This is a genomic window from Gilliamella sp. B3172 (assembly GCF_026536465.1).
Taxonomy (GTDB): domain Bacteria; phylum Pseudomonadota; class Gammaproteobacteria; order Enterobacterales; family Orbaceae; genus Gilliamella.
The window spans coordinates 429,643-456,275 of sequence record NZ_JAFNOA010000001.1 but is presented as its reverse complement, the minus strand read 5'-3'; the positions used below and the strand labels follow the sequence as shown (position 1 = coordinate 456,275).

24 protein-coding genes and 1 other RNA gene are annotated in these 26,633 nt (G+C 36.7%); 18 read left to right on the top strand and 7 right to left on the bottom strand.

All coding sequences use genetic code 11. The annotated features are described in order from the left end of the window. The first annotated feature begins 17 nt into the window (after nt 1–17). A complete protein-coding gene (locus J3U37_RS02030) occupies nt 18–632 on the top strand; it encodes a hypothetical protein (RefSeq protein WP_267373082.1) in 615 nt (204 codons plus the stop codon). A gap of 332 nt (nt 633–964) precedes the next feature. On the opposite strand, the gene J3U37_RS02025 is transcribed toward J3U37_RS02030, so the two are convergent. The 6 genes from J3U37_RS02025 to dapD all read right to left on the bottom strand — a co-directional run bounded on the left by J3U37_RS02025 (nt 965) and on the right by dapD (nt 9,768). Then, complete coding sequence (locus J3U37_RS02025; RefSeq protein ID WP_416379967.1) at nt 965–3,112, bottom strand: carbon starvation CstA family protein; 2,148 nt, start codon at nt 3,110–3,112, stop codon at nt 965–967. 262 nt (nt 3,113–3,374) lie between these two features. Then, nucleotides 3,375–4,091, bottom strand: coding sequence for a two-component system response regulator BtsR (gene btsR, locus J3U37_RS02020; protein WP_220217808.1), 717 nt, complete (start codon nt 4,089–4,091; stop codon nt 3,375–3,377). Beyond that, nucleotides 4,085–5,785 carry a sensor histidine kinase gene (locus tag J3U37_RS02015; protein WP_267373081.1) on the bottom strand — a complete coding sequence of 567 codons (1,701 nt, stop codon included), beginning with the start codon at nt 5,783–5,785 and terminating at the stop codon, nt 4,085–4,087. The genes btsR and J3U37_RS02015 overlap by 7 nt, the downstream gene beginning before the upstream one ends. A gap of 53 nt (nt 5,786–5,838) precedes the next feature. Next, on the bottom strand, nt 5,839–8,112 hold the full coding sequence (bglX, locus tag J3U37_RS02010) for a beta-glucosidase BglX (RefSeq protein ID WP_267373080.1): 2,274 nt from the start codon (nt 8,110–8,112) through the stop codon (nt 5,839–5,841). Between the two features lie 230 nt (nt 8,113–8,342). Beyond that, nucleotides 8,343–8,834 carry a YajQ family cyclic di-GMP-binding protein gene (locus J3U37_RS02005; protein ID WP_220217811.1) on the bottom strand — a complete coding sequence of 164 codons (492 nt, stop codon included), beginning with the start codon at nt 8,832–8,834 and terminating at the stop codon, nt 8,343–8,345. Between the two features lie 109 nt (nt 8,835–8,943). Further along, nucleotides 8,944–9,768 carry a 2,3,4,5-tetrahydropyridine-2,6-dicarboxylate N-succinyltransferase gene (gene dapD / locus J3U37_RS02000; RefSeq protein ID WP_220217812.1) on the bottom strand — a complete coding sequence of 275 codons (825 nt, stop codon included), beginning with the start codon at nt 9,766–9,768 and terminating at the stop codon, nt 8,944–8,946. Between the two features lie 217 nt (nt 9,769–9,985). On the opposite strand from dapD, the gene J3U37_RS01995 reads away from it, so the two are divergent. From J3U37_RS01995 to J3U37_RS01980, 4 genes are read left to right on the top strand one after another with little or no spacing between them, the layout of a single operon-like run. Beyond that, entirely contained in the window at nt 9,986–10,462 is a 477-nt protein-coding gene (locus J3U37_RS01995; RefSeq protein WP_267373079.1) for a prepilin-type N-terminal cleavage/methylation domain-containing protein, read from the top strand. Next, the gene (locus J3U37_RS01990) at nt 10,456–11,025 is read left to right on the top strand and encodes a prepilin peptidase-dependent protein (RefSeq protein ID WP_220217814.1); all 570 of its coding nucleotides are present in this window, start codon (nt 10,456–10,458) and stop codon (nt 11,023–11,025) included. The genes J3U37_RS01995 and J3U37_RS01990 overlap by 7 nt, the downstream gene beginning before the upstream one ends. 28 nt (nt 11,026–11,053) lie before the next feature. Beyond that, nucleotides 11,054–11,434, top strand: a complete 381-nt coding sequence (locus J3U37_RS01985; RefSeq protein ID WP_267373078.1) for a DUF2509 family protein — start codon at nt 11,054–11,056, stop codon at nt 11,432–11,434. After that, a complete protein-coding gene (locus J3U37_RS01980) occupies nt 11,427–11,753 on the top strand; it encodes a type IV pilus modification PilV family protein (protein ID WP_267373077.1) in 327 nt (108 codons plus the stop codon). Before J3U37_RS01985 ends, J3U37_RS01980 begins: the two co-directional genes overlap by 8 nt. Nucleotides 11,754–11,779: 26 nt before the next feature. Here the strand turns inward: J3U37_RS01980 and J3U37_RS01975 are convergent, their stop codons facing one another. After that, nucleotides 11,780–12,532 carry an alpha/beta fold hydrolase gene (locus J3U37_RS01975; RefSeq protein WP_267373076.1) on the bottom strand — a complete coding sequence of 251 codons (753 nt, stop codon included), beginning with the start codon at nt 12,530–12,532 and terminating at the stop codon, nt 11,780–11,782. A 61-nt stretch (nt 12,533–12,593) separates the two neighbouring features. Here J3U37_RS01975 and J3U37_RS01970 point away from each other — a divergent pair, with 61 nt between their 5' ends. The 13 genes from J3U37_RS01970 to J3U37_RS01910 all read left to right on the top strand — a co-directional run bounded on the left by J3U37_RS01970 (nt 12,594) and on the right by J3U37_RS01910 (nt 26,432). Next, on the top strand, nt 12,594–14,603 hold the full coding sequence (locus tag J3U37_RS01970) for an exoribonuclease II (protein ID WP_267373075.1): 2,010 nt from the start codon (nt 12,594–12,596) through the stop codon (nt 14,601–14,603). A 175-nt stretch (nt 14,604–14,778) separates the two neighbouring features. Continuing rightward, the gene (locus J3U37_RS01965) at nt 14,779–15,021 is read left to right on the top strand and encodes a YecH family metal-binding protein (RefSeq protein ID WP_220217819.1); all 243 of its coding nucleotides are present in this window, start codon (nt 14,779–14,781) and stop codon (nt 15,019–15,021) included. Nucleotides 15,022–15,198: 177 nt separating this feature from the next. Continuing rightward, nucleotides 15,199–15,867 (top strand): hypothetical protein, encoded by a 669-nt coding sequence (locus J3U37_RS01960; protein ID WP_220217820.1) that lies wholly within the window; start codon nt 15,199–15,201, stop codon nt 15,865–15,867. 18 nt (nt 15,868–15,885) lie between these two features. Beyond that, nucleotides 15,886–17,448: a glucan biosynthesis protein G gene (locus J3U37_RS01955; protein ID WP_220217821.1), complete on the top strand. Its 1,563-nt coding sequence runs from the start codon at nt 15,886–15,888 to the stop codon at nt 17,446–17,448. Between the two features lie 20 nt (nt 17,449–17,468). Beyond that, nucleotides 17,469–19,829, top strand: a complete 2,361-nt coding sequence (gene mdoH, locus J3U37_RS01950; RefSeq protein WP_267373074.1) for a glucans biosynthesis glucosyltransferase MdoH — start codon at nt 17,469–17,471, stop codon at nt 19,827–19,829. A 68-nt stretch (nt 19,830–19,897) separates the two neighbouring features. Further along, nucleotides 19,898–20,872, top strand: a complete 975-nt coding sequence (gene epmA, locus J3U37_RS01945; RefSeq protein WP_267373073.1) for an elongation factor P--(R)-beta-lysine ligase — start codon at nt 19,898–19,900, stop codon at nt 20,870–20,872. 2 nt (nt 20,873–20,874) lie between these two features. Further along, nucleotides 20,875–22,224 carry a DNA recombination protein RmuC gene (gene rmuC, locus J3U37_RS01940; RefSeq protein ID WP_220217824.1) on the top strand — a complete coding sequence of 450 codons (1,350 nt, stop codon included), beginning with the start codon at nt 20,875–20,877 and terminating at the stop codon, nt 22,222–22,224. A gap of 111 nt (nt 22,225–22,335) precedes the next feature. Further along, a complete protein-coding gene (gene xseB / locus J3U37_RS01935; RefSeq protein WP_220217825.1) occupies nt 22,336–22,581 on the top strand; it encodes an exodeoxyribonuclease VII small subunit in 246 nt (81 codons plus the stop codon). Beyond that, complete coding sequence (ispA, locus tag J3U37_RS01930) at nt 22,568–23,443, top strand: (2E,6E)-farnesyl diphosphate synthase (RefSeq protein WP_370633971.1); 876 nt, start codon at nt 22,568–22,570, stop codon at nt 23,441–23,443. Before xseB ends, ispA begins: the two co-directional genes overlap by 14 nt. Before the next feature lie 20 nt (nt 23,444–23,463). After that, complete coding sequence (gene dxs, locus J3U37_RS01925) at nt 23,464–25,320, top strand: 1-deoxy-D-xylulose-5-phosphate synthase (protein ID WP_267373215.1); 1,857 nt, start codon at nt 23,464–23,466, stop codon at nt 25,318–25,320. Between the two features lie 7 nt (nt 25,321–25,327). Then, nucleotides 25,328–25,612 carry a cell division protein ZapA gene (gene zapA, locus J3U37_RS01920; RefSeq protein WP_267335195.1) on the top strand — a complete coding sequence of 95 codons (285 nt, stop codon included), beginning with the start codon at nt 25,328–25,330 and terminating at the stop codon, nt 25,610–25,612. Between the two features lie 65 nt (nt 25,613–25,677). Beyond that, nucleotides 25,678–25,858: non-coding RNA, 6S RNA (gene ssrS / locus J3U37_RS01915), on the top strand. Nucleotides 25,859–25,886: 28 nt separating this feature from the next. Beyond that, nucleotides 25,887–26,432 carry a 5-formyltetrahydrofolate cyclo-ligase gene (locus tag J3U37_RS01910; RefSeq protein ID WP_267373072.1) on the top strand — a complete coding sequence of 182 codons (546 nt, stop codon included), beginning with the start codon at nt 25,887–25,889 and terminating at the stop codon, nt 26,430–26,432. Nucleotides 26,433–26,633 lie beyond the last annotated feature (201 nt).

Sequence of the window (26,633 nt, the reverse complement as noted above, 5' to 3'; positions counted from 1 at the left end):
ATGTAGGAAAATAAAGAATGATGAAAAGATTCACACCAATTTTAGCGCTGTTAATTTCCATTAATATTCAAGCGGATCCAAAAGATGATTATAAAGAGGCTTATGTCACACCTGTATTTAAAGATATAGCGGGTTTTCCGTTTCCTGATATTACGCTTAAAGAATGGAATATTGAAAACAATATCTTTCTTTTAAAATACAAAGAAGAAGATATTGATAAAGTAGTCGATATTTGTAAAAAAGAGAAAATCCCTGATTATAGTGAAAATGGTGATCAGACATTATTGGTGAAAACCAAAATATGCAACAAAGCAAAAATAATGAGTAAACTTTATCATATATCTCAAGATGAAACTTCTACTACACCTGATCCAGCCTATAGTGAAGCATGGATCACGCCAGTGTTTAAAGATATACCCGATTTTCCACTTCCCAATATCACAGCCGATGAATGGCAATATACGCCTCTATCTGTATTGAAAAACAAATATGAGAAAACCGACATTGAGAAAATGATTAAAATTTGTAAAGAAAATAAAATCCCTTTTTGGACTGATGATACTAAAAATGCACCAAAATTTATGCAATCGTTATTGTGTAACAAAGCAGAATCATTGATTAGATACTACTAACTTTTACATTAATTTATTTTATTAGCCAATATTAATTATTGGCTGATTTTTTAATGAATAAACTGCAAATATTTGCCATATCAGTAAAAATAAATTATTCACATTCTTTTTACCTATCCATGCTACTTGCTATCAATCTCAAAATGACAAATAGATAGTTAAGGCGCATCGCTAAATTACCTGATTTGGCGCTCGTTATTTTCAATAGTTGAAGCACTTTTTTAAAGCCAAAATAAAAAAGCCCAACAATGCTCAATTGTTAGGCTTTAGCTAAAATAATTTGAGTTTACTGTTGAGATGCAATATCGCTACTACATCCTAATTAGCTCAAACTAATGTGACATTGATGTTTTTACACCACCTTTAGGAATTGGTATATACATTCTTTCTTTATCTGTTCTTTGTTTATTTTCGAAGGCTTTGATTGCCGTTTTAATACCAAAAAAGATAATACCATAAACAACAACTAAGAACAGGATACTTAATCCCGCATTGGTGTAGTTGTTTATTACAATGTGGTGCATATTATCAATTTGTTGTGGTGTTAAATCGGTACCTTCGGCAATACGACGATTATATTCATTCGCTAAATAGAAGAATCCTTCAAGTTGTGGATTGTTGCTAAATAGTTTCAATCCTAATGCCCATGTTGTACAAATTAATAACCATATAGCAGGAATAATCGTTACCCAAACATATTGAGCACGTTTCATCTTAATTAACACAACTGTTGCTAAAACTAAGGCTACTGCGGCTAACATTTGATTAGAAATACCAAACAATGGCCACAAACTCTTAACACCGCCTAATGGATCGACAACACCTTGATATAACAGATAACCCCATAAGCCAACACAACCTAGCGTACCAATGAAACCGGCAACTAATGAATCAGTTTTTTTCAAGAATGGCACAAAATTGCCTAACAAATCTTGAAGCATAAAGCGACCTGAGCGGGTACCTGCATCTAAGGCTGTTAAAATAAATAAAGCCTCAAATAAAATACCAAAGTGATACCAAAAGCCCATATCAGCACCAGGAATAATCTGATGAAATACATGAGCAATCCCAACAGCTAAAGTTGGCGCACCGCCTGCACGATTTAAGACTGAAGGCTCACCAATATCTTTTGCGGTCTGTAGTATCTCTTCAGGTGAGATCACAAATCCCCAAGAACTGACCGTTGCAGCGGCATGAACGGTTACCTCTTTCAACTGTTCAATAATCATCGGAGCTTGATCGGTACCTAATTTATGAAGATCGGGCATAGTAATACCTAAAGCTGCCGGAGGCGTATTCATGGCAAAATAAAGTCCCGGCTCAATGATCGATGCCGCAACTAAAGCCATCATAGCGACAAATGATTCCATTAGCATTGCACCGTAACCAATAAAACGGGCATCGTTTTCATTTGCCAGTAATTTTGGCGTAGTACCCGATGCAATTAATGCATGGAATCCGGAAACCGCACCACAAGCAATAGTAATAAATAGGAATGGAAATAATGCGCCTTTCCATACCGGACCTGTTCCGTCGACATATTGTGTGATATCAGGCATTTTAAGATCAGGATTTAAAATAACGATACCAATGGCTAGCCCAACAATAACACCAATTTTTAAGAAAGTAGCAAGATAATCACGAGGCGCTAAAATTAACCATACAGGTAACATGGCAGAAACTAATGCATAACCAACTAGTGCATAAGTAATCGTGGTTGCTTTAAAAGTTAAAGCTGGTCCCCAATATGCATCATGAGCAATTACACCACCAAACCAAATTGAGAGAATTAATAAAACAATCCCTATAACCGAGACCTCAAGAACACGACCTGGTCTGATAAATCGCATATATATTCCCATAAATAAGGCAATAGGTACGGTTGAACAAACCGTAAATACCCCCCACGGGCTTTCAGCTAAGGCTTTAACTACAATCAATGCTAATACCGCAAGGATAATAAGCATAATCAGGAAACAGCCAAATAATGCGATAGTGCCGGGAATAGATCCCATCTCTTCTTTAATCATTTCACCTAATGAAGAACCATTACGGCGAGAAGACAAAAATAACACCATAAAGTCTTGTACAGCACCCGCCAACACAACCCCGGCAAGTAGCCAAAGGGTACCAGGCAAATAACCAACTTGAGCAGCTAAAACAGGGCCAACAAGCGGTCCGGCTCCGGCAATAGCAGCAAAATGGTGACCAAATAAGACATATTTATTGGTTGGTACATAATTCAAACCGTCATTATTTATGACAGCAGGCGTTGCTCGAGTAGGATCTAATTGCATCACCTTCTTTGCAATATACATACTGTAATAACGGTATGCGACAAGATAGATTGAAACAGCAGCGGCAACTATCCATAGTGCACTGACATGTTCTCCACGTCGTAATGCAACTACCGCCAGACAGCATGCACCGACAAAAGCTAGGATCAACCATGGAATATGTTTGAAAACTTTATTATTCATAATGATTCTCTTTGTGGGTTTATATTAATTAGTAAGAAACTTAGCCACCCTTAACCAGTTAAAAATTGGTTAAAAATCAAAAGTACATCATAAAAGATGACTTTTAACAGTTAGCGACCTAAGCGCTTACTAAAGGTTCCTTTATATCCAAGCGTATAGTAATTTTTTATTGATTTGAAAGAAATTAGTATTTTAGTTATAGGCTAAATCAAGCTGATAAGTGGTTAAATTTAGCTAATGAACGGTCGAATTATTTAAATTGTTATAATCCAATAGTCTCTTTGAAAGGTTTAAGATACCGACGACTTACCGGTACTGAAATATCGTTTATTAGAATGATATCAACACCGCCAGCATCATTAAAACGAATCTCTTTTAATTTTTTAGGATTGATCAGATATTGTCTGTGGCAACGAATCAAAGGGGTTTTGTCCTCTAATGTTTTTAATGTTAATTCGGTGAAATACGCACTATTTTCATGATTAAAAACATAAATACCACTGACTTTTGAGGCGATATAAAACACATCATCCATATTTAATAAATAAATCCGATTGTGACCAACACAAGGAATATAATTAAATTCTTGCTCAATTGACGCTAATTGTTCAATATTTGACGGGCATTGCTGATGAAGCCGGGTTAATGTCTTATTTAATCGCCCTTGCTCAACAGGTTTTAACAAATAATCAAAAGCTTGTTCTTCAAATGCTTTAACAGCAAATTCACTATAAGCCGTTAAAAAAACAATATGCGGCATCGTATCAGGATCCAGCATTGAAAGCATTTCAATACCGTTTATTTTCGGCATTTGTATATCTAAAAACACGACGTCAGGTTGTAGACGATGAATTTCTCGAATCGCTTCCATGGCATTTTGACACTCAGCAACAATGGTAATTTCCGGATCGTTTTGCAATAAACACCGTAAATTTTCTCGTGCAGGTAGCTCATCATCAACAATAATTACATTTAACATTGAACAGTCACTTCCTCTTGCAACGGTATGGTCAGTCGAACTTTAGTACAACTGTCGGGTATACAATCAATTGTTATCCCATACTTCTCCCCATAGCGAATATTAATCCGTTTATCAACTAAATTCAAACCAAGACCATTAATATCTTTTCTATTTTCCCGATAATTACCCGCATTATCAATGACTTCTAATATTAGCGTTTGAGCTTGTTGGTAGGCTTTGATAATTACCTTTCCTTTGCCAATTAATTGAGAAGTCCCATGTTTTATCGCATTTTCAACTATAGGTTGCAATGAAAAAGCCGGAAGTTGAACGTATTCTAATTCACTCGGAATATCGATTTCGACGGTTAACTGTTCCATAAATCGCATTTTTTCGATTTGTAAGTAAGCATTGACATGCTCTATCTCGTCTTTTAGAGATACCATTTCTTCGGTTCGTTTAAGATTTTTGCGGAAAAAAGTCGAGAGATTTTGAACTAATTGCGAAGCTTGAGTTTGATCCCGACGAATAACAGCAAGTAAAGTATTTAAGGCATTAAATAAGAAGTGAGGATTAACTTGCGCATGTAAAAGTTTAATTTCGGTTTTCGATAATAGTTGCTTATAGCGCTCATTTTGACCGGCAAGAATTTGGGCTGATAATAAACTGGCTATCCCTTCGCCCAAAGTACAATTTATCGAACTAAATAAGGTATTTTTGGCTTCATAGAGTTTAATGGTACCCACTACAGTATTATTTTCACCGCGTAAGGGAATAACGAGCGTTGAGCCTAAACGGCAATTTTTATTAATTGAGCACTGATAAGGCTGATGTACGCCGTCAAGATATTTCACATCATTTTCTTCAATTGCTTTTAAGGTAATATCTGACGTAATCGGCGTGCCGGGCAAGTGATGATCATCACCAATACCAATAAAAGCTAATATTTTTTCTCTGTCTGTGATAGAAACAGCGCCAATATCGAGTTCTTGATAGATAATTTCGGCAACTTTTGTACTATTGATCTGATTAAACCCTTCACGCAATAAACCTTCAGTACTAACCGCAATTTTTAACGCTTTAGCCGAAAAAGCCGATGTATAACGTTCAAAAATAGCTCGCCTATCTAACAAGATTCGCATAAACATTGCCGCCCCAATGCTGTTAGCCACAATCATCGGTGCAGCTATGCTACCAACTGCATGTAAAACCACATCAAACGGTCGAGAGATTAATAACACCATAATCATTTCAATCGATTCAACAATTAAGCCTAATATCCCAACTAATAACGGGTTGTAGATAAGATCAACTCGCCCTTTTTTCATTAAAATATAGTGAAGTAATCCACTGATTAATCCGGTTAAAATGGTTGATAGCATGCAACTTTCAGCGGTGATCCCCCCTAAAGTGTAACGATGCACACCACCGGTTATCCCCACTAACAGGCCAACCATGGGTCCACCAAGTAATCCCCCTAAAATAGCGCCAATTGCTCGAGTATTAGCAATTGTGTCTTCAATGTGTAAGCCAAAATAGCTACCCATAATACAAAATAGTGAAAAAATTAAATAACAGATTAATTTGTGAGGTAAGTGAACGGTAACTTGCATCAGCGGAATGACAATGGGTGTTTTACTTAGCAAATAAGCAATGACTAAATAAATACACATTTGTTGTAAAAGCTGTAATACAAGATCAAATTCGAACATGATGCTGACCATAGATGCAAACCGTCGATGACTATCGACGGTTGATTGTTAACTTATTTATCAAGCAAAGTGAACGTTTGCTTATTTTTTGTAGTTGAGTCATCACCAACATACACATTAAACTTTCCGGGTTCGGCAACATATTGCATTTTATCGTTCCAAAATTTTAACATGTCATATTTGATAACAAACTTAACTTGTCCTTTTTCATGTGGCTTTAAAGTAATATTTTCAAAGCCGATTAACTGTTTGACAGGTCTGCTTACTGACGCGGTTACATCTTGAAGATAAAACTGTACAGTTTGCATACCGGTTTTATCACCAATATTTTCCACATTGGCAGTCACCACAATTTCACCGCCCGGCAACATCTGATCACTTGATAAAGCAAAATCAATGGTAAAATCGGTATAACTTAAACCAAAACCAAAGGGGAATAAAGGTTCATTTGGGCTATCAAAATATGATGTGGTATATTTACCCATGTTCTGGGTACCACGTGGGCGTCCGGTATTTAAATGACTATAATAGACAGGTATTTGCCCTACATTCATAGGGAAAGACATTGGTAATTTACCTGAAGGGTTATAATCACCGAACAAGACATCTGCAATGGCATTTCCACCCTCTGTACCTAAAAACCACGTTTCGAGCATTGCATCGGCTTGGTCATACTCTTCTGGCAATGTCAAAGGGCGTCCATTCATTAATGTAATTACAACCGGTTTCCCCGTTGCCTTCAATGCTTTAATCAACCGTTTCTGACTGTCTTGCAACGCAAGATCTGTACGGCTTGAAGACTCATGCGCCATACCTTGTGCTTCCCCCACAAAAACCACAACAACATCAGATTCTTTAGCGACAGCAACCGATTGTGCTAACATCTCATCCGCCGGCCTTTCATCAAATTTACTACTCATTCCGTATAAATTTAAAAATTTAAATAAGTTCGGATCATCAGATAGATTTGCACCAAAAGCATAACTAATCTGTTTAGGATCTTTTACGGCATCTTTAATACCTTCTAGTGGTGTGACGGCTAAATTAGCTCGCCCTGCCCCAGACCAACTACCTAAAATATCTCGTTTAGAATCCGCTAAAGGCCCAATGACTGCAATTTTCATATCTTTTGTCAGTGGTAAAAGATGATCGTTATTTTTTAACAATACAATACTACGGCGAGCAACATCTCTAGCTTCTTGTCTATGTAAGCGATTATCAGCAAACATTGTGTCGATATCTAAATTCGGATCTAAATTACGATAAGGATTTTTAAATAATCCCATATCATATTTTAATTTTAAAACTCGACGACAAGCCCGATCTATTTCATTTTCAGAAATCACCCCTTGATCAACAAGTTCCGGTAAAAATTGTAAAAAATACTCATCGTTCATACTAATATCAATACCGGCTTTGATCGCAACACGCACCGCATCTTTAGGATCGCTGGCTACACCATGATTAATTAATTCCCGAATTGCACCATGATCACTGACAACAACACCGTCAAAATGCCATTTGTCACGTAATACTTCTGTTAATAACCAGCGATTAGCACTTGCCGGAATACCATTAACACTGACCAAAGATACCATTACCGCACGGCTGCCGGCATCAATGGCCGCTTTATAAGGAACCAGATACTCTTGAAACATCTTGCGTTCACTCATATCGGTACTATTATATTCACGCCCACCCTCAACGGCGCCATATAAAGCAAAATGCTTCACCGTGGTCACTAAAGATTTTTTATCTTGTAAAGACTGTTTTTGCATTTTTTCAACAAAAATACGACCGGCTTCTGATACCAAATAAGGATCTTCACCAAATCCTTCTGATACCCTACCCCAACGTGGATCTCGAGTAATATCAACCATTGGCGCCCAAGTCATGTTTAAACCGTCACTGGTTGCTTCATCAGCAGATACTTCGGCAACTTTACCTATTGCTGAACGATCCCATGTCGATGCTATAGCTAAATTGATTGGAAATATCGTGCGATGACCATGAATAATATCAAAACCAAAATAAAGTGGAATTTGGTTGCGAGATTGCAAGGCACGTTCTTGCATTTGAGATAAATCAGGTTCAACAACAGTGTTAAAAATACCACCAATTTCACCTGCTTCAATTTGATCAAGAACTTTACTTAAAGTTAATTCTCCACCAACACTGATCAATCGTAATTGACCGACTTTTTCCTTAATCGTCATTTTCGATAAAAGGTTATCAATAAAAACTTTCTTTTCTTCATCAGGAGTTTGCGCAATCAACGATCCGGAAAATATAAATAAGACTAAAAAAAGAACGATTTTTTTCATCATAATAAGTCGTACAATCATTAAGCAGTTAGACAGATCAATAGCATAACGTATCCACTACAAAAAATCTTGTTTTTTACGAAGTTTATTAGAGGAAAGGAGGAAAGGCAGCATTTACTATCGAAAATTTTTATACTTAAACGTATAGTAAATCTGAAATCTTTTGACAAAAAAATACCCATATAAATGGGTAATAAGCAACTTTGCCGAATAATATCGGCAAAGATAAATAATTAATCTCTAAAGTTAGTAAATTGGAACGGTTGGCCTAATTCACCATTTTTCACTAATGCCATGGTCGCTTGTAAATCGTCCCGAGATTTACCCGTTACACGCACTTGTTCACCCTGAACTTGAGCTTGCACTTTAAGTTTGCTATCTTTTATCAACTTGACAATTTTTTTAGCTAATTCTTTATCAATCCCCTGTTTTAACTTAACGGTAATACTATAGAATTTACCACTATGTTCCAGCTCTTCGGGAATGTCTAAAGCACCGCCGTCAATGCCTCGTTTAGCTAGCTTATCACGCAAAATATCCAGTAATTGTTGTACTTGAAAGTCTGATTGACTTGTTGCTTTGATAGTTTGATTTTTTTCATTGAGCTCAAATGAAGCTTCAACATTTTTAAAATCCCAACGAGTAGTTAATTCACGGGTTGCGTTTTCAACGCCATTTTTAACTTCTGGCATTTGGATTTCTGACACAATATCAAAAGAAGGCATAAGTTTTCCTCTTCTAATGGTTATAAATGATATTAATATAAAAGATGAATGATGTAGTTAAAAGCCGCCAAACGACTTTGACGGCAAATTAAGAAGTGATTAGTAAAAATTAATCAATGGTACGAAGTAATTCGTTAATACCTACTTTACCTAACGTTTTAGCATCAACTTTTTTAACGATAACAGCACAATAAAGGCTATATTTACCGTCTTTTGTTGGTAAATTACCTGAAACCACCACAGAACCAGCCGGTACACGACCATAGTGCACTTCACCGGTTGCACGATCATAAATTTTAGTACTTTGACCGATAAATACACCCATTGAAATAACACTGCCTTCTTCGACAATAACACCTTCAACAATCTCACTACGTGCACCGATAAAACAGTTATCTTCTATGATAGTCGGGTTAGCTTGTAATGGTTCTAAAACGCCACCAATACCAACACCACCGGATAAATGCACATTTTTACCAATTTGCGCACACGATCCGACAGTTACCCAAGTATCCACCATGGTACCTTCATCGACATATGCGCCAATGTTGACATAAGACGGCATTAATACAGTATTACGAGCGATATAGGCTCCTTGACGAGCAATCGCAGATGGAACAACACGGAAGCCTTCTTGTTGGAATCGAGCTTCATCATATTGGGCAAATTTTAATGGCACTTTGTCATAATAATTAGTCGCCCCACCATCGATAAGTTGGTTTTCATTAATGCGGAAAGAGAGTAATACAGCTTTTTTTAACCATTGGTGAGTCACCCAGTCCCCATTGATTTTTTCTGCGACACGCATCTTACCGCTGTCGAGTAAATGAATACATTGATTAATGGCATCACGTGTTACCGTATCAACATTTGATGGGGTGATTTCAGCACGACGCTCAAATGCGGCTTCAATAATAGTTTGTAGTTGTTGCATCTCTCGTTTCCTTTAACTTTTAGTCCGTTAGCAAATTCAAATAGGCAAACAGTATAATATAATATGTCATGATTTTTAAGTGGTTTGTCATATCATTAACTTTTTCAAGTAAAAATAAAAAATGATTTGTGGCATCTGTTCCAAAATAACAACAAATATCTGCCCTCATCTTCCTTTCAGTTAACATAGCGCCACCTTATGATAATCAAATTCAGCTATGCAAAATTTAGGATTTTCTTTAATTGAATTACTCATTGTTGTTTGTATTAGTGCCATATTAGCTAGTGTGGGTATTAACCATTGGCAAGCCCAAAAGTTGCGTAATGAATTAGAGATAACCACCAAACAATTAGCTTCTTTTTTGAGCGAAGTTCAAGTAAAAGCTTACACGAATAATGATAATTACTATCTTTATCTTTTTGTTTCACCTTGGTGCTTAAGTATTACTCAAGGTGAAAAACCTCAATCTTGTCATCAAGGTTTATTGCAATTTATCAAGCCCGACAATTCAGTCGTTATTAGCGGATTGAATGATAACCAAAGCGCCACATTTTGGGGACGCCGTAATATGGCCAAAAATATCTCTTTCGAATTAAGTAATCGTATCGGTACCAGCAAAATCTTTGTTTCATCGCAAGGGCGTATCCGATTTTGTCGAAAAAGTAGTTACCTAACAGGGTTGCCGCCATGTTAAATCAGTCAGGATTTTCATTATTAGAAGCGCTAATCAGTATAACATTATCGACGATAATGGTGCTCGGCATAAGCTCTTTTTACACACAATTGCAAACCAATATTTATCATCATTATCAAAAAAAACATTTACAAACAATTGTTGAGCAAGGACTAGTAGGCTTATCAAAGGATATCAGACGAGCTGGATTTATTGCTAACGATCCAACAAAAATGACAGCAAAACCGATCGATATTACCTCAAATCCTTACTGTATAACGCTACGTTATGATAGCGAAATACGTAATGATTGGATCTATAACCCCAATTTCACCCGATATTCAGACATATTTAGCTATCGTTATAATCAAAAAAATATCGAGTACAAAACAGGCGAGCTTAACTGTCGAAGTTCGCAATGGGAAAAACTGTTCGATCCTGCTGAAGTGAAAATCACGCAATTTTCAATTAAACAGCAAAAAAATGGTTTGGAAATTACCCTTGCGGCAGAATTAAAACAAAACAAAAAAATTAATTATCAAATAACTAAATTTATAAAAAATGAAAATCCACTATCCCCCTAATTCGCTGTCAGGTTTCAGTACGATATCAATGGTCATTATATTAACCATTATTGGGTTGCTATTATTAACAGGATTTCATTCGTTAATCATTTCCGGACAAAAAACAATTATTAGTCAGACACAATATTATCAACGATTTAATCAAGCAAGCTCAGCTTTACAATGGGCTATAACGCAAAATTGGCCGACACCAACGGATCAATGGCAATGCTTAATTGAAGCAAGATTTCAACTAAAAGCATGCATTAAAAAATCACTATTAAAAATTGATGACTATATTCTAGTCCGTGGCGAAGCGGAGCATTTTTATCTTTACCAATTGACCCATTATGACAATCATAAACTTATCAGCCAACCAGGTCACTGGCTTGATTATTGCCCGGAAAAAAGGAGTATCGATTGTGAATAAGCCGTACCAAACAGGCTTTAGCCTTATCGAAGTTATGATAGCTAGCTTATTAATATCAATCGTCATGATAAGTTTCGTTGGCTATCAGAAAGTGTTGTTTCACCAACAACACGACTTATCCAACTTTAAACAAGCACAACACATCGCCTTTCAATTACTTGATAGTTATCCCGAAATTGCCAGTCATATTATTCCGGATAATTGGCAATTTCACATTCATACTGAATCCTACCTTGCGTCTTGTAAAATGGTTAGCATCACAATCATGCCACCCAACCAAAAACAAGTTAAACAACAACGCCTTTTTTGCAACAATTAGCTTTTTATGACTTTAACTATAATTAGTTATTTCATTAGCCAACTATGAAGAATTTGCAAAACTTGTGCTGTTTTTTCGGCGTGGACATTATGCCCGGCACCTTCAACAAGTTCAATTTTTGCATTGGGAAACTGTTCAAATATCGCCGGATAATCTTGATCGGTAATATAGGTTGAATTACCACCACGAATAAATAAAGCAGGTTTTGTCCACACAGTAGCAAGAGGCTGCCAATCACAAAGTTGTTGATACTGTTCAATAATGACTTTGGCATTAAATAGCCACTGTCCATTTTTGAATGATTTCAATAAAAACTGAATTGTCATATCCGATAAGCCTTGTTGCTGCATCATCGCAATAATCTGTTTTTTATCATTCAGTTGCATCATAAGGCATTGTGCTAATGCCTTCAAAACTAAAGCATTAGAAGAAGTGGGATACTTAACAGGTGCAATATCAATTGCGACCAATTTTTCAATGTTATCAGACATAATTTGAGTTAGCTCAAAAGCCACCTTGCCGCCCAAAGAGTGTCCGACAATGATTAATTTATCTAAGTGTAACTGCTGAGAAAGTTCAGCCACATCCTCCGCCATATCCTTAAAATTCATTGAATCTGACCAAGGAGATAAGCCGTGATTTCTAAGGTCAATTTGAATTGTTGTATAGTCAGAACAAAAATCCCGAGCTAGCATATTTAAATTATCCAAACTGCCAAATACGCCGTGTATGAACAATATCGGTTGTCCACTCCCTTGTAATTTATAATTTAATTTCATCGGTTAACTCTGTTCATTATGTTGAGAAATCGCATTAGATGTTAATTTTAGCAAGTGACAGATGATTAATTCAATAACCCCAAAGCACATAAATGTGATAGAATTTACGCCTTATTTTTTTATAGCGTTAAGTACTATGTTCCAAAATAATCCCCTACTTGCAAAGTTAAAACAAGAACTGCATCAACAAACTCCCCGTGTGGAAGGAATCGTTAGAGCCAATGAAAAAGGATTTGGTTTCTTAGATGTTGATAATAAAACCAGCTATTTTATCACTGTAGCAAAAATGAAAACCGTTTGTAACGGTGATAAGGTATCCGGTACGATCATCAGTTATGATGATAAAGAATCTTTTGAACCTGAAACGTTAATCGAAAGTTCACTACAAAGATATATTGGTAAAATTGGGTTTCAAGACAAGGTCATGGTCATCTATCCTGAAAATATGCCTGCCAATTTCGCCATACGCTGTAAAATTAATAAAAAAGTGAGTGAAAGTCTAACCGAAGGGGATTGGGTTGTTGCTACACTGACTTCACATCCATTAGAGGAAGATAAACGCTACTTTTTTGCTGAGGTCACTCAATTTATTGCTAGCAGCACCTCTAAATATCTATTGTGGTTGAAAACGTTAGCCCGTTATGCTTTAGAAGCACAAGCACCACAAGAAGACAATTTATCGATCACCAATAGTGAGCTGGAAAATCGACAAGATTTAACTGACATCGACTTTTTCACCATTGATAGTGAAGATACCCAAGATATGGATGATGCCATTGCCGTTGAAACAGATGAAAATGGCAATTATCAACTCTATGTCGCTATCGCCGATCCGACTGCCTATATTTTACCTGACAGTCATATCGATAATATCGCCAAAGAGCGAAACTTTACCACTTATTTGCCCGACTTTAATATTCCGATGCTGCCTAAAGCGTTGGCCGATGATCTGTGCTCTTTAAAAGCAAATCAAAAACGCCCTGCAATGGTATGCAATATAACTATCGATCAACATGGTGATATTGCGCCAAATAAAGTGATGTTTATACCAGCATGGATTGAATCAAAAGCCAAACTTTCTTATCACAATGTTTCTAACTTTTTAGAAAACGCTAACCAACTGGCAACCGATAATCAAAATATTGTCGATCAACTTAAATTATTATCCAATCTGGCTTCAATCCGAATAAATTGGCGTCAGCAAAATGCACTGGTGTTTAAAGACAGCAACGATTATCGATTTGTGCTTGATGAGGAACGGCAAGTTAAAGCAATTATTAAAGAGCCTCGCCGTACAGCTAATCATCTTGTTGAAGAGATGATGATTTTGGCTAATCAAGCGTTAACGATGCAACTAAAAGACAAAGTCGGTTTTGGTATTTTTAATATCCACCTTGGGTTTGACAATAAATTTATTGAACAAATTTTAAAAGTATTGAACGACAATGGCATTACTGAATTTGATAAAGAGTCGTTACTCTCTTTTGAAGGTTATGTAAAACTGCGTCGCATGACTGAAGATAATAATTTCCTTGCCACACGGTTACGTAAGTTCCAAACCCCTGCTGACTTTTCAATTACCCCTCAACCGCATTATGGTTTAGGATTCGAAGCTTACGCAACATGGACTTCACCTATACGTAAATATGGCGATATGATTAACCACCGGTTGATTAAAGCTTATTTGCTTTCACAACCGCTTAACAAACCGGATAATGATCAATTAAAACTCATGAGTGATCGCCGTAAAATGCTTCGCTACGCTGAGCGTGATATCGCCGATAATCTTTATGCTCAATATCTATCGGACAAAATTGGACAGACTTTTGAAGGTGAAATAATTGACATTAATCGTGGCGGTATAAGAGTACGAATGAGTGATATTGGTGCTTTTGCCTTCGTGCCTATTTCGATGATTCACCCGGTGCGTGAAGAGATAGTTTCAATACCGGAAGATGGTATCATCAAAATTAACGATCAAGTTTGTTATAAACTTGCTGATTCGGTGCAAATTGTTATTCATCAAATAAAAGGCGAAAACCAATCAATTATTGCCAAGTTAGTTAAATAAAAAAACATAAGATAGTTAATCGGAATTAATGGATTAATTATCTTTATTTTTTTCTAACATAAGTGAGTAAACTATAAATAAAAATTGATGATATTTTTAATCATTAACCCTTTTTTTTATTAATAATATCTGATATCTTTCATGCTTAATTTGACTAGCTACTGTGAGGAACAATATGATGTCAATTCACGGACATGAAGTTTTACAAATGATGAACGGTAATGATTATACCGAATCTTCTTTATTAAAAGCGATTGTTGAAAAATTTGGCGCTGATGCTAAATTTCATACCTGCTCAGAAACTGACATGAACGCACAGCAACTTATCGAATTTCTAAAACAGAAAGGCAAATTTAAACCTGCCAACATTCAACAAACTGCATTCACAGTCAATACTGATAAAATATGCCGACATTAGTAATTTAAATACCCAATTATAATTAATCTGTTTTTTATATATAAATTTAATTTAATCATTTAGTGTATTTAAGAAGAATATGAGTATATAATTTTCCGCTGCTATGATACAAGTCAATGTGGCAAGGTGAAATACCTTGAAATTACAACTCAAGAATATGTTCATGGAATTTGATATATGAAAATAAGTAATATCCTTACATGCGCCATTGTTTCTATTCTTGTCGCAGGTTGTGCTAACAATAATCTCTCGCCAACCAATACCGTTAAAGGGAAAACCTCAGCAACAGAACAATTGCTTTTACTCAGGCATCAAACTGAATCTAATAATGACTACGTTGTAACTGCGAAAAACCAATTACATCAAATGTTGGGTAATAAATATTTTAATAATTATGTGATTAAGCATGGTTTATTAAACTGTGCCAGTGATACCAACCAATCGTCTTGTGTGTTGAGCTTTTATCTTAACCATTATTATAAATTAAAATATGACGCCCAACTCAAGAAAGTCATTGAAGAGAGTCAAGCTCAACAAAATATTGAACTAAGCAAAATTAAAGCCAGCCCGACCAATATTAACAATTATTGCCAAAGATCAGCTGATTTTACCTTAGCAATTTATGCCAAAGATAAATCAAAAATAGCAAATTATTATCAACCATTGTTCAAAATGACTGAACAAGACGTCTCAACATTGCAAAATAAAATTCTTAAAGATAACTATTCACAATTTTTAATCAGTGAAAATCCAACCATTCTTCAAGAAATAAAGGCTGACTATGTTGAAAAATGCTTAAGTGATCCTGAAAGTAACATTATTAACTATTTTAATATTTTTAGATAATACTAATGCGAGTCTTTTATGTACAATTTATTTTCAATTAGTCAATATAGTAAAAAATTAACTTGCAAACTCCTATTTGTGGCTTCTGTGACTTGCGTGAGTTTTTCTGCGTTAGCTTTTTCGTTCGATGACGTCGCTGAAAAAGCAGAGAATTTATCAAAAAAAGATTACGTCCAACCTTCAAAAAATATACCGAGTGAATTAGCCTCTTTACAATTTGCCGATTATCAGAAAATATTATTCAACCATGATAAAGCTTATTGGAACGACCATAAAAGCCGGTTTAAATTAGAGTTCTACCATGAAGGTATGTACTTTGACGTACCTGTTAAAATCAATGAAATAGTTAATAATGAAGTACATGAAATCCAGTATGATCCTAGCTACTTTGATTTAAGCCAACTCAAATTAGATAAGATTGAAAACAAACATCTTGGTTTTGCCGGATTTAAAGTTCACTACCCAATTAATTCACCAACTAAAACCGATGACGAAATTTTTACAGCGCTTGGCGGTTCGTATTTCCGTGCGGTCGGTAAAGATCAACGCTATGGACTTTCGGCACGTGGTTTAGCCATTGACACGGGTGAAATGTCTGGCGAAGAGTTTCCTCGCTTTAAAGAGTATTGGATCGAAAGACCCGAAGCCAATCAAAAGCATCTGGTAATTTATGCCCTTCTTGATTCACCTCGAGTGACAGGCGCATATAAAATCGTACTCGTCCCGAGTATTGATACAACGGTGACGGTTGAAGCAAAAATATTTTTCCGTGATTCGGTAAAAAAATTGGGTATCGCACCACTTACCAGCATGTTCTTATTTGGACCAAACCAACCATCGCCACTCTTAAATTATCGTCCTGCAATGCATGATTCGAATGGTTTATCGATTTTGGCGAATAATAATGAATGGATTTGGCGACCATTAAATAACCCGAAACGATTATCTTTTTCATCATACAGTTTAGAAAATCCTAAAGCATTTGGTTTAATTCAACGTGATAAAGGTTTTGAAGACTATCAAGATCTTGATGATCACTACGAAAAACGCCCTAGTGTCTGGGTTGAAACGCTCAACAATTGGGAAAAAGGCCGGGTAGAATTGGTCGAAATTCCAACTGCTGATGAGACTAACGACAATATTGTCGCTTTTTGGGTACCTCAAAAAGAGTATAAATCGGGAGATAGCTTATCGTTTAAATATCGTTTACATTATACGTTAAATGAGCTCAAGCGTTATCCTGATAATGTCGCAAGAGCAACCAGCACACGCTTATCACTTGGGGATATTAAACAAGCTAATTTAATTCGTAAACTCGACGGATCTAATGCCTATGTTATTGATTTTGAGGGGCCTGAGTTATCCGATAAAGTGCCAGTTAAAGTGATTTCAAGCATTAACAACGGCTCAATTGTAAGCAGTGATGTCCAATATAATTCGGTTACCAAAGGATGGCGTGTAATTGTGCGGTTTAATGTTGATGACAGTAAAAAAGCAACCGATATTCGTATTCAATTAGCATCACAAGCAACAAATGAGGTCTTATCTGAAACTTGGAGCGGGCAATACCCTGCACAATAATTATAATAATTTAAAAAAATATGAAAAAAGATTACTTTAAGAATCTACCTGACGCCGACAATTGGCGTCAGACATCTGAAAACAATATTCCACCAACTGACGATGTTGAATTTATTAAGTACCGTCTGGATCAAGTTGGTGACACTTCAGCTTTTATTGATGAAAGAAAGCAGCAGCCTAGTTACCCTAAAGTTGAGCGAGTTTCAGTCCAACCTCAAAAATGGAATGAGCGTTTTAAAGCCAAATCAAAACTTGGCATTAATATTATGGCGTTAATCCGTCGCTTTATCATGTTTGCCCTTATTGTGACACAAACTTACTATGGCACAGTTTACTTATCTTCATTACTACCATATCAAAGCTGGCAAAAAATTAATTTTATGGCTAACTGGGATATCAACCCGGAGCTTGCCATTTACAGCATTATACCTTACATCATTCAAGGATTTATCATTGGCCTGTTTGCCATTTTATTTTGCTGGATATCTATCGGGTTTTGGACTAGCATAATGGGCTTAATCCTAGCTGTGATAAGAAAAGATCGTTATACCATTCCAATTCCCCAAAACCCAGCCGAGCACATTAATCCTAATCATCGTACCGCATTGGTGATGCCGATTTGTAATGAAGATGTTGCTCGAGTTTTTGCTGGTCTACAAGCTACTTATCAATCGCTAGCCGAAACCGGACATGCGAGCTGTTGTGACTTTTATATTTTAAGTGATACTAACGATCCGGATCTCTATGTCAACGAGTTAAAAGCATGGACGCAGTTCAATGCACAAAAGCAAGATGACGGGTTTAACATCTACTATCGTCACCGTAAACGTCGTGTGAAACGCAAAAGTGGCAATATCGATGATTTTTGCCGTCGCTGGGGACATCTTTATGAATATATGATGATTCTCGATGCAGACAGCATAATGACTGGCGATTGTATTTTAAAAATGATCGCCATGATGGAGATAACACCAAAGGCCGGGATTTTACAATCACCACCAAAATCGGTCAGAATGACAACGCTTTATGGTCGTATTCAGCAATTTGCTAACCAGATCTACAGCGATATTTTCTGTTCTGGTACACACTTTTGGCAATTAAGTGAAGCGCAGTATTGGGGTCATAATGCGATGATCCGCTTAAAACCTTTTATTGAGCACTGCATTTTATCACCAATCCAAAAACGCAAAGGTCCAATACACATATTGTCACATGATCTGGTTGAAGCAACCTTAATGCGACGTGCCGGCTATGGAGTTTGGATCGCTTACAATATCAACGGTAGTTATGAAGAACTACCCGGCAATATGATAGAAGATCTCAAACGTGATAATCGCTGGTGTATGGGAAATTTAATTAACCTAAGATTAATTTTTAAAAGTGGTATCAAACTGACGCATCGCGTGATGTTTATAACCAGTGGCATGGCTTATATCTCGTCACTACTGTGGTTAGTGTTTTTAATATTTTCTACCCTTTTATTACTGGTATTTAATATTTCTGAACCCCAGTATTTTTTCCAATCGAATCAGTTTTATCCTACTTGGCCTCGGTGGAATGAACAATTAGCGATACAGCTTTTATCGACAACAATGGTATTACTGTTTGCACCTAAATTTTTTAGTTACGGCATTATTATCGCCAGAACAGGGGCAAAAGATGTCGGTGGCATTTTCAAATTAACCTTATCAATACTGATCGAAATGCTTTGGTCGATGATTCTTGCGCCTATTCGCATGATTTTCCATAGTAAATTTGTATTAAAAGCATGGCTTGGCAGCAAAATACAGTGGAAATCGCCTTCACGAAATGATGATGCGTTAACATGGGGTGAATCATTCTATTTCTGCTGGCCACTATCACTATTAGGCATCGTTTGGCTTGCAATTATTATTTGGTTAAATCCGCAATTTACTTATTGGTATATCGCCATACTTATACCACTAACTATTTCGCCGTTAGTCATTCGAGTATCGGGATTATCAAGTTTAGGAATAAAAGCCAAAAAGGCAGGACTATTTTTAACACCGGAAGAAACTCATCCGGCAAAAGCAGTGCGTTTAACTGGCGAATATTTAGTCCAAACCCGAGCTGCTTTTGTGGAGCATGGTTTTGTTATGGCGCTTGTCGATCCTGTTTATAATGCGCTTGCTTGCGCATTGTCGACATCAAGGCACTTACCTAATAGCAAAAATCAACAAAAACGCGCCGAACTTATCGAGCACTATCAACAAGTTGATTTAGAAAAAATAAGTCAAGAACAGCAATTAATGATTTTAGAAGATCCTATTATACTTTCTGCACTACATCGCCATATTTGGCTACAACAAGAAAAATACGACAATTTGTTCACATTGTGGCAAAATGAACGCCAACAATAAGAGATAGGGTGAGTAACACCCTATTTCTCTTCTTTTTTAGTAACTGATCAATTCCATGGATATTTTTTATGACTTGGCAACCTACTGCATCTATAAATAATTTACTTAAGCGAGCTAAAATTGTTTCTCAAATAAGACAATTTTTTACCGATCGCTGTATATTAGAAGTTGAAACACCGATTTTAAGTCAATATGCAGTAACAGATGTTCATTTAAGTTCTTTTCATACACAATATTTAAAACCTGGGGAAGATGAAGGGCAACAAGGGCGTAAGATGTCATTAATTACTAGCCCTGAGTACCATATGAAACGCCTACTAGCTGCTGGTAGTGGACCGATTTATCAGCTGGTTAAATGTTTTCGTAACCATGAAGAAATTAGCCGAATTCATAATCCGGAATTCACTATGCTTGAATGGTATCGAATTCAGTTTGATATGATGCAGATGATCAATGAAGTTGATGATCTGCTACAAACAGTTTTAGATTGTGAACCGGCTGAACGAATTAGCTACCAAAAAGTTTTTCAACGTCATCTTAACATCGATCCGCTAGAAGCTGACTATGCAACTTTAGTTAATGCGCTGACTCAACTCAATGTTGAAATCGATGCTAATAATTTTGACAGAGATACACTACTACAATGCTTGTTCTCCTTCGGGATTGAACCTCACATTGGTCAAGATAAGCCTGTTGCAGTGTTTAATTTCCCTGCATCACAAGCGGCACTTGCCGCCATTAGTTCAGAAGATCATCGTGTAGCCAGCCGTTTTGAGTTTTACTATAAAGGGGTCGAACTTGCTAACGGCTTTAAAGAGCTGACAAATCCACAAGAACAAAGAATGCGTTTTGAGCAAAACAACATTGATCGTGCTAATCAAAACTTACCACCTCAAAATATTGATATTGAATTACTGGCAGCCATGGAATCAGGTCTACCTGATTGTGCCGGGGTTGCGGTCGGTTTAGATCGATTAATCATGTTAGCACTCAACGCAGATAGTTTAGATGATGTCATGTCATTTACTTTTGAAAGGGCTTAATTATGCTAGAAACGTTAAGCTCAATTGACTGGATTTTAGTAACAATCAGTGCAGTAGCACTGATTTTATTGATTCTGGTTATTAAACTTAAATTATCTTTAAATAATTTAGATCAAATATTTGAGCTGCAATTCACGCAAAAAAACCAAGAAAATCAAACATTAATTTTACAAGTTAAACAGCTTGATGCGCAATTGAATCAGTATCGTGAACAACATATTGCCCAAAATATCAAAATAAGTGAGCTAAAAACCCGATTAGAAGAGACGTTAAGTTCCGCCCATGAAAAGCAAATCCTGCTTGAACAAAGTGAACAGCGCTTAACCACCCAATTTGAAAATCTGGCTAATCGTATTTTTGAAAGCAGTGGTAAAAAAATTGAGCAACAAAATAAGCAAAGTTTGGATTTTCTGCTTTCACCACTAAAAGAGCAATTAGAAGGGTTTAAAAAGCAAGTTCAAGACAGTTTTGGACAAGAAGCCAAAGAGCGCCATACCTTAACCCACGAAATTCGTAACTTGCAACAACTTAATGAGCAGATGACCAAAGAGGCAACTAATCTTACCAATGCTCTAAAAGGTAATAATAAAACGCAAGGTAATTGGGGTGAGTTTATTCTAAGCCAAATTTTGGATAATTCCGGATTGCGAATGGGGTATGAATATGAAACTCAAGTCAATTTAACCAATGAAAATAAGCAACGTCTACAACCGGATGTGATTGTTCACCTTCCTCAAGGAGGTGATGTGGTTATCGACTCTAAAGTAACGCTGGTTGCTTATGAGCGCTTTTTTAACAGTGACGATGAGGTAGCTCGCGCTAAAGCCATGAGCGAACATTTAACCGCAGTTCGAAATCATTTAAAACAGTTAAGTCAAAAAGATTATCATAAATTAATTGGTATCAATTCGCTTGATTACATTTTAATGTTTATTCCGGTTGAGCCTGCGTTTTTATCCGCAATTGATAACGATCCGGCATTAATCAACGATGCACTAAAAAATAACATCATGATAGTTAGCCCAACAACGCTGTTAGTCGCACTACGGACTATCCATAATTTATGGCGATACGAATATCAAAATCGAAATGCCGAACTGATTGCCGATAAAGCAAGTAAATTATATGACAAAATGCGAGGCTTTATTGAGGATATGGAAGGATTAGGCAATTGCTTAGATAAAGCACAACAGACCTATCAAAGCTCAATGAACAAATTAGCAAAAGGTCGTGGCAATGTTATTGGTCAAATCGAACGCTTTCGAGAGTTAGGCATCGAAGTAAAAAAACCAATAAACCCAGATATAGCACTATTATCGATAGATGAACTGGAGCAAGAAAACGAAAATTAACTATTTTTGTCAAGAAGTTTCAGAAAATACCTACGTTTCAGTATAAAATATCGTAATTCACCATGATTAAAAATACGTGTATACTCATTTAGCAAAAAGAAGGAGTACATTATGGCAAAAAAACAGGATAAAGAACCGAGTTTTGAAGAAACAATCAAACAACTCGAAACTATCGTGACTCAACTGGAAAATGGTGATTTACCATTAGATGAGGCGCTAAACGAATTCGAGAAAGGGATAAAACTGGCTAGAGCCGGGCAAAAACAGCTCAGCCAAGCTGAACAACGTATTCAAATTTTACTGTCTGAAAATAGTGAAGCACAATTATCAGAATTTGAACTTGATGATAATGAATAATCTTAAGCCTTTGCAGCAACGAATCAATTCCTTCTTAACCGATTATATATCGCAGTGTGAACACTCAAACCTACAACAAGCAATGAGTTATAGCCTGCTAGCTGGCGGTAAGCGCATTCGACCTGTGTTAGTCTATTTAACCGGTCAGATGTTTAACTGCCCACTGACTAAGCTTGATTCGGCTGCGGCGGCAATTGAAGCAATTCACACTTACTCATTAATACATGATGATTTACCGGCAATGGATAATGATGATCTGCGGCGAGGAAAGCCAACTTGCCATATCCAGTTTGGTCAAGCCCAAGCTATACTTGCCGGCGATGCATTACAATCGTTGGCCTTTAGTTTAATATCAGAGTGTGAAAATATTAATGATCAAATCAAAGTCAATATGATAGCAGAGCTTGCTCGTGCAAGCGGTTTATCGGGGATGTGCTTAGGTCAGTCACTGGATCTGCAAGCAGAGCACCAAACTATTTCACTTGAACATTTACAGCAAATTCACCGATTTAAAACCGGTGCCCTTATCAAAGCTGCTGTACGCTTAGGTGCTTTTGCCAGTGGTGATATTGCCCTACCGTATTATTCGATGCTGGATAACTATGCTCAAGCGATTGGATTAGCTTTTCAAATTCAAGATGATATTTTAGATGTCATCGGCGATCAATCAATTATGGGAAAACCTCAAGGATCGGATATTGCACTTAAAAAGAGTACTTACCCGGCACTTGTTGGTTTACAAACTGCGACTAACATGACTAAAGCGCTACATACTCAAGCTATCGATAGTCTGAAGAAAATACCTTATAATAGTCAACCACTGCAAGATCTTGCTGATTATATTATTAATCGAAATAGTTAACCAATAACTTAATGGCAAAAATGAATTTAGACAATTACCCGTTATTAAAACAAATTAACTCGCCTGAGGATCTCAGACGATATCCGCTATCGCAACTAGCGGCTATCTGCCATGAGTTAAGACAATACTTGCTTGCCAGTGTCAGCCAGTCTAGTGGTCATTTAGCATCGGGACTTGGAGTCGTTGAGCTAACTACCGCTTTACATTATGTCTATCACACACCATTTGATAAAATTATATGGGATGTAGGGCACCAAGCTTATCCACATAAGATCTTAACCGGACGCCGTGATCAGATGTTAACCATACGTCAAAAAGACGGTTTACGTCCCTTTCCACATCGTGATGAAAGTGAGTATGATGTCCTTACAACCGGCCACTCCTCCACCTCGATTAGTGCGGCTTTAGGCATTGCCATTAGTGAACAAAAAAAACAGTCTGGACAAAAAGTTGCTGCCATTATAGGTGACGGCGCATTAACTGCCGGTATGGCTTTTGAAGCGATGAATCACGCAGGACATATTAAGCCCGATATGCTGGTTATTGTTAATGACAATGATATGTCGATATCTGAAAACACTGGCGCACTGAATCAACATTTAACTCAAATTTTAGCCAGCAGAACCTACGCATCTTTTCGTGAGAGCGGAAAACGCGTGCTTGAAAATATTCCGCCATTAAAAGAACTTTTTAAAAAGACCGAGGAGCATTTAAAAGGTTTAGTCACACCGGCAATACTTTTTGAAGAGCTAGGATTTAACTATATTGGACCAATTGATGGCCACGATATTGAAAATTTAGTCAGCACGTTACAAAAAGTTAAGCAGTTAAAAGGCCCACAGCTACTTCATGTGATCACTCAAAAAGGCAAAGGCTATGCGCCGGCTGAAAAAAATCCCACTTTGTGGCACGGTGTACCTAAATTTAATCCTGTTGACGGTATATTACCAGCCGCCGATAAAATTACTCCAACCTATAGTCAAATCTTTGGCGATTGGTTGTGCGAAGTGGCAAAAACGGATAAACGCTTAATGGCAATCACACCGGCTATGAGTGAAGGTTCCGGCATGACTGAATTTGCCCGCCTTTATCCCGAACAATTTTTCGATGTTGCCATTGCCGAGCAACATGCCGTCACACTCGCAGCAGGTTTTGCTATTAGTGATTTAAAGCCTGTTGTGGCAATTTATTCAACCTTCTTACAGCGGGCTTATGATCAGCTTATACATGATGTTGCCATTCAAAACTTACCGGTACTATTTGCGATCGATCGAGCCGGTATTGTTGGTGCCGACGGTGAAACACATCAAGGTGCTTTTGATTTAAGTTATTTGCGCTGTATCCCAAATATGGTCATAATGACACCGAGTGATGAAAACGAATGTCGGCAAATGCTAAATACCGGTTATTTGCATAATGGACCTTCTGCTGTGCGTTATCCTCGAGGAGAAGGAACAGGCGCTAGTTTGACACCACTTACAACAATTCCAATAGGTGAGTCGAGATTATGCCGAACAGGTGAAAACATTGCTTTACTCAACTTTGGCACATTATTGCCTGAAATTTTACAAGCCGCTGAGCAAATTAATGCTACAGTCATTGATATGCGTTTTGTCAAACCATTGGATGAAAAAGTCCTTTTGCACATTAGCCAAAGCCATAATATACTTGTTACTGTTGAAGAAAACAGTATTAAAGGTGGCGCCGGAAGTGGCGTCAATGAATTTTTATTATCGAAAAAAATAAAATGTGATATTTTAAACATCGGTTTACCTGATGAGTTTATCCCACAAGGCTCACAAAATGAGATCCGTTCAGAAATGGGATTGAACTGTGAACATATAATCGAAAAAATTAATGAATTTAAAAAACGATAGGTTAAATATGGAAACTCAAGCTGTCACGATTCAAATTTTTGGACGAACTTTAAAGTTTAACTGTCCGGTAGATGAAGTTGACGCATTAAAAAGTGCCGCTCAAGATCTTGAAACCCGATTAACAAATTTACGAGAAAAATCGCCCCAGATTGGTAGCGATCAACTTATCATGACTGCAGCACTCAATATTTCTTATGAATTGACTAAAGAAAAACAAAAAAGCAATGAATTTAGTAATCGTTTAAAAATGTTACAACAATTGCTTGATTCAGCTCTTAATACCAACATCTAACCAAATAATTTGTAAATTTAACACAAATACTATTGTATGATTTTCTAAATTTTGTATTATGTTAACCATCTCTGAGATGTTCGCGAGAAGGGTTAGTCCCCTGAGCCGATATTCTTTATTTTAGAACGGTGTGATTTTTAATTGGTGTGTATGCCTTATTTATAAGGAAACCTAAAAATTAAAACATATTGTTCACCTTGAACCTTGGGTTCAAGGGTTACAACCTTAACGACATCTTGGAGTGTTTTACCCCTTACGTTGCTGAAGATTAATCATGAATATTCGTCAGTTCATCCGTCAAAAAAGACGCCAATTATCTACCCATGAACGCCAACTTGCTCAGCAAGCGATTTATCAGAAAGTTGCTAATCATGATGTAATTAAAACAGCCCAAAATATCGGTATCTTTCTGTCGTTTGATGGCGAAGTTGACACCAAACCGATTATTGAATATTTATGGCAACAAAATAAATCGGTCTACTTGCCAGTAATTCACCCTTTTGTGCCTTACCATTTATTATTTTTGAAGTTTACGCCCGATACGCCACTTAGCCAAAATCAATATGGCATTTTACAACCTGCCTTAAATGTATCAAACGTTTTACCCTCCCCACAGCTTGATGTTATTTTTACACCACTGGTAGCATTTGACGACCGAGGATTTCGTATCGGTATGGGGGGTGGCTATTATGATCGTTTGCTTGAAAACTACCAACAACAGCAAATTTATCCTATCGGGTTGGCATTTGCCTGCCAAAAAATTGATCATGTTGATAATCAGCATTGGGATGTTCAATTACCGGAAATCATTTATGCTTAATCTAGTTAACGAGTCATTTTCATATTCATTACCGCTCATAGCGAGATTAAAAAATAATTAATTTGTTTTTTCTACAATTAAAAGCCAATTTAGTTATATAATAAATCGAGCAATATCTTTTTTTACACGCATCACCGTCTTTATCTTATTCCTTAATAAATTAATTTTTCAATAAAATCAGTCACAACTCTTTAACTATAA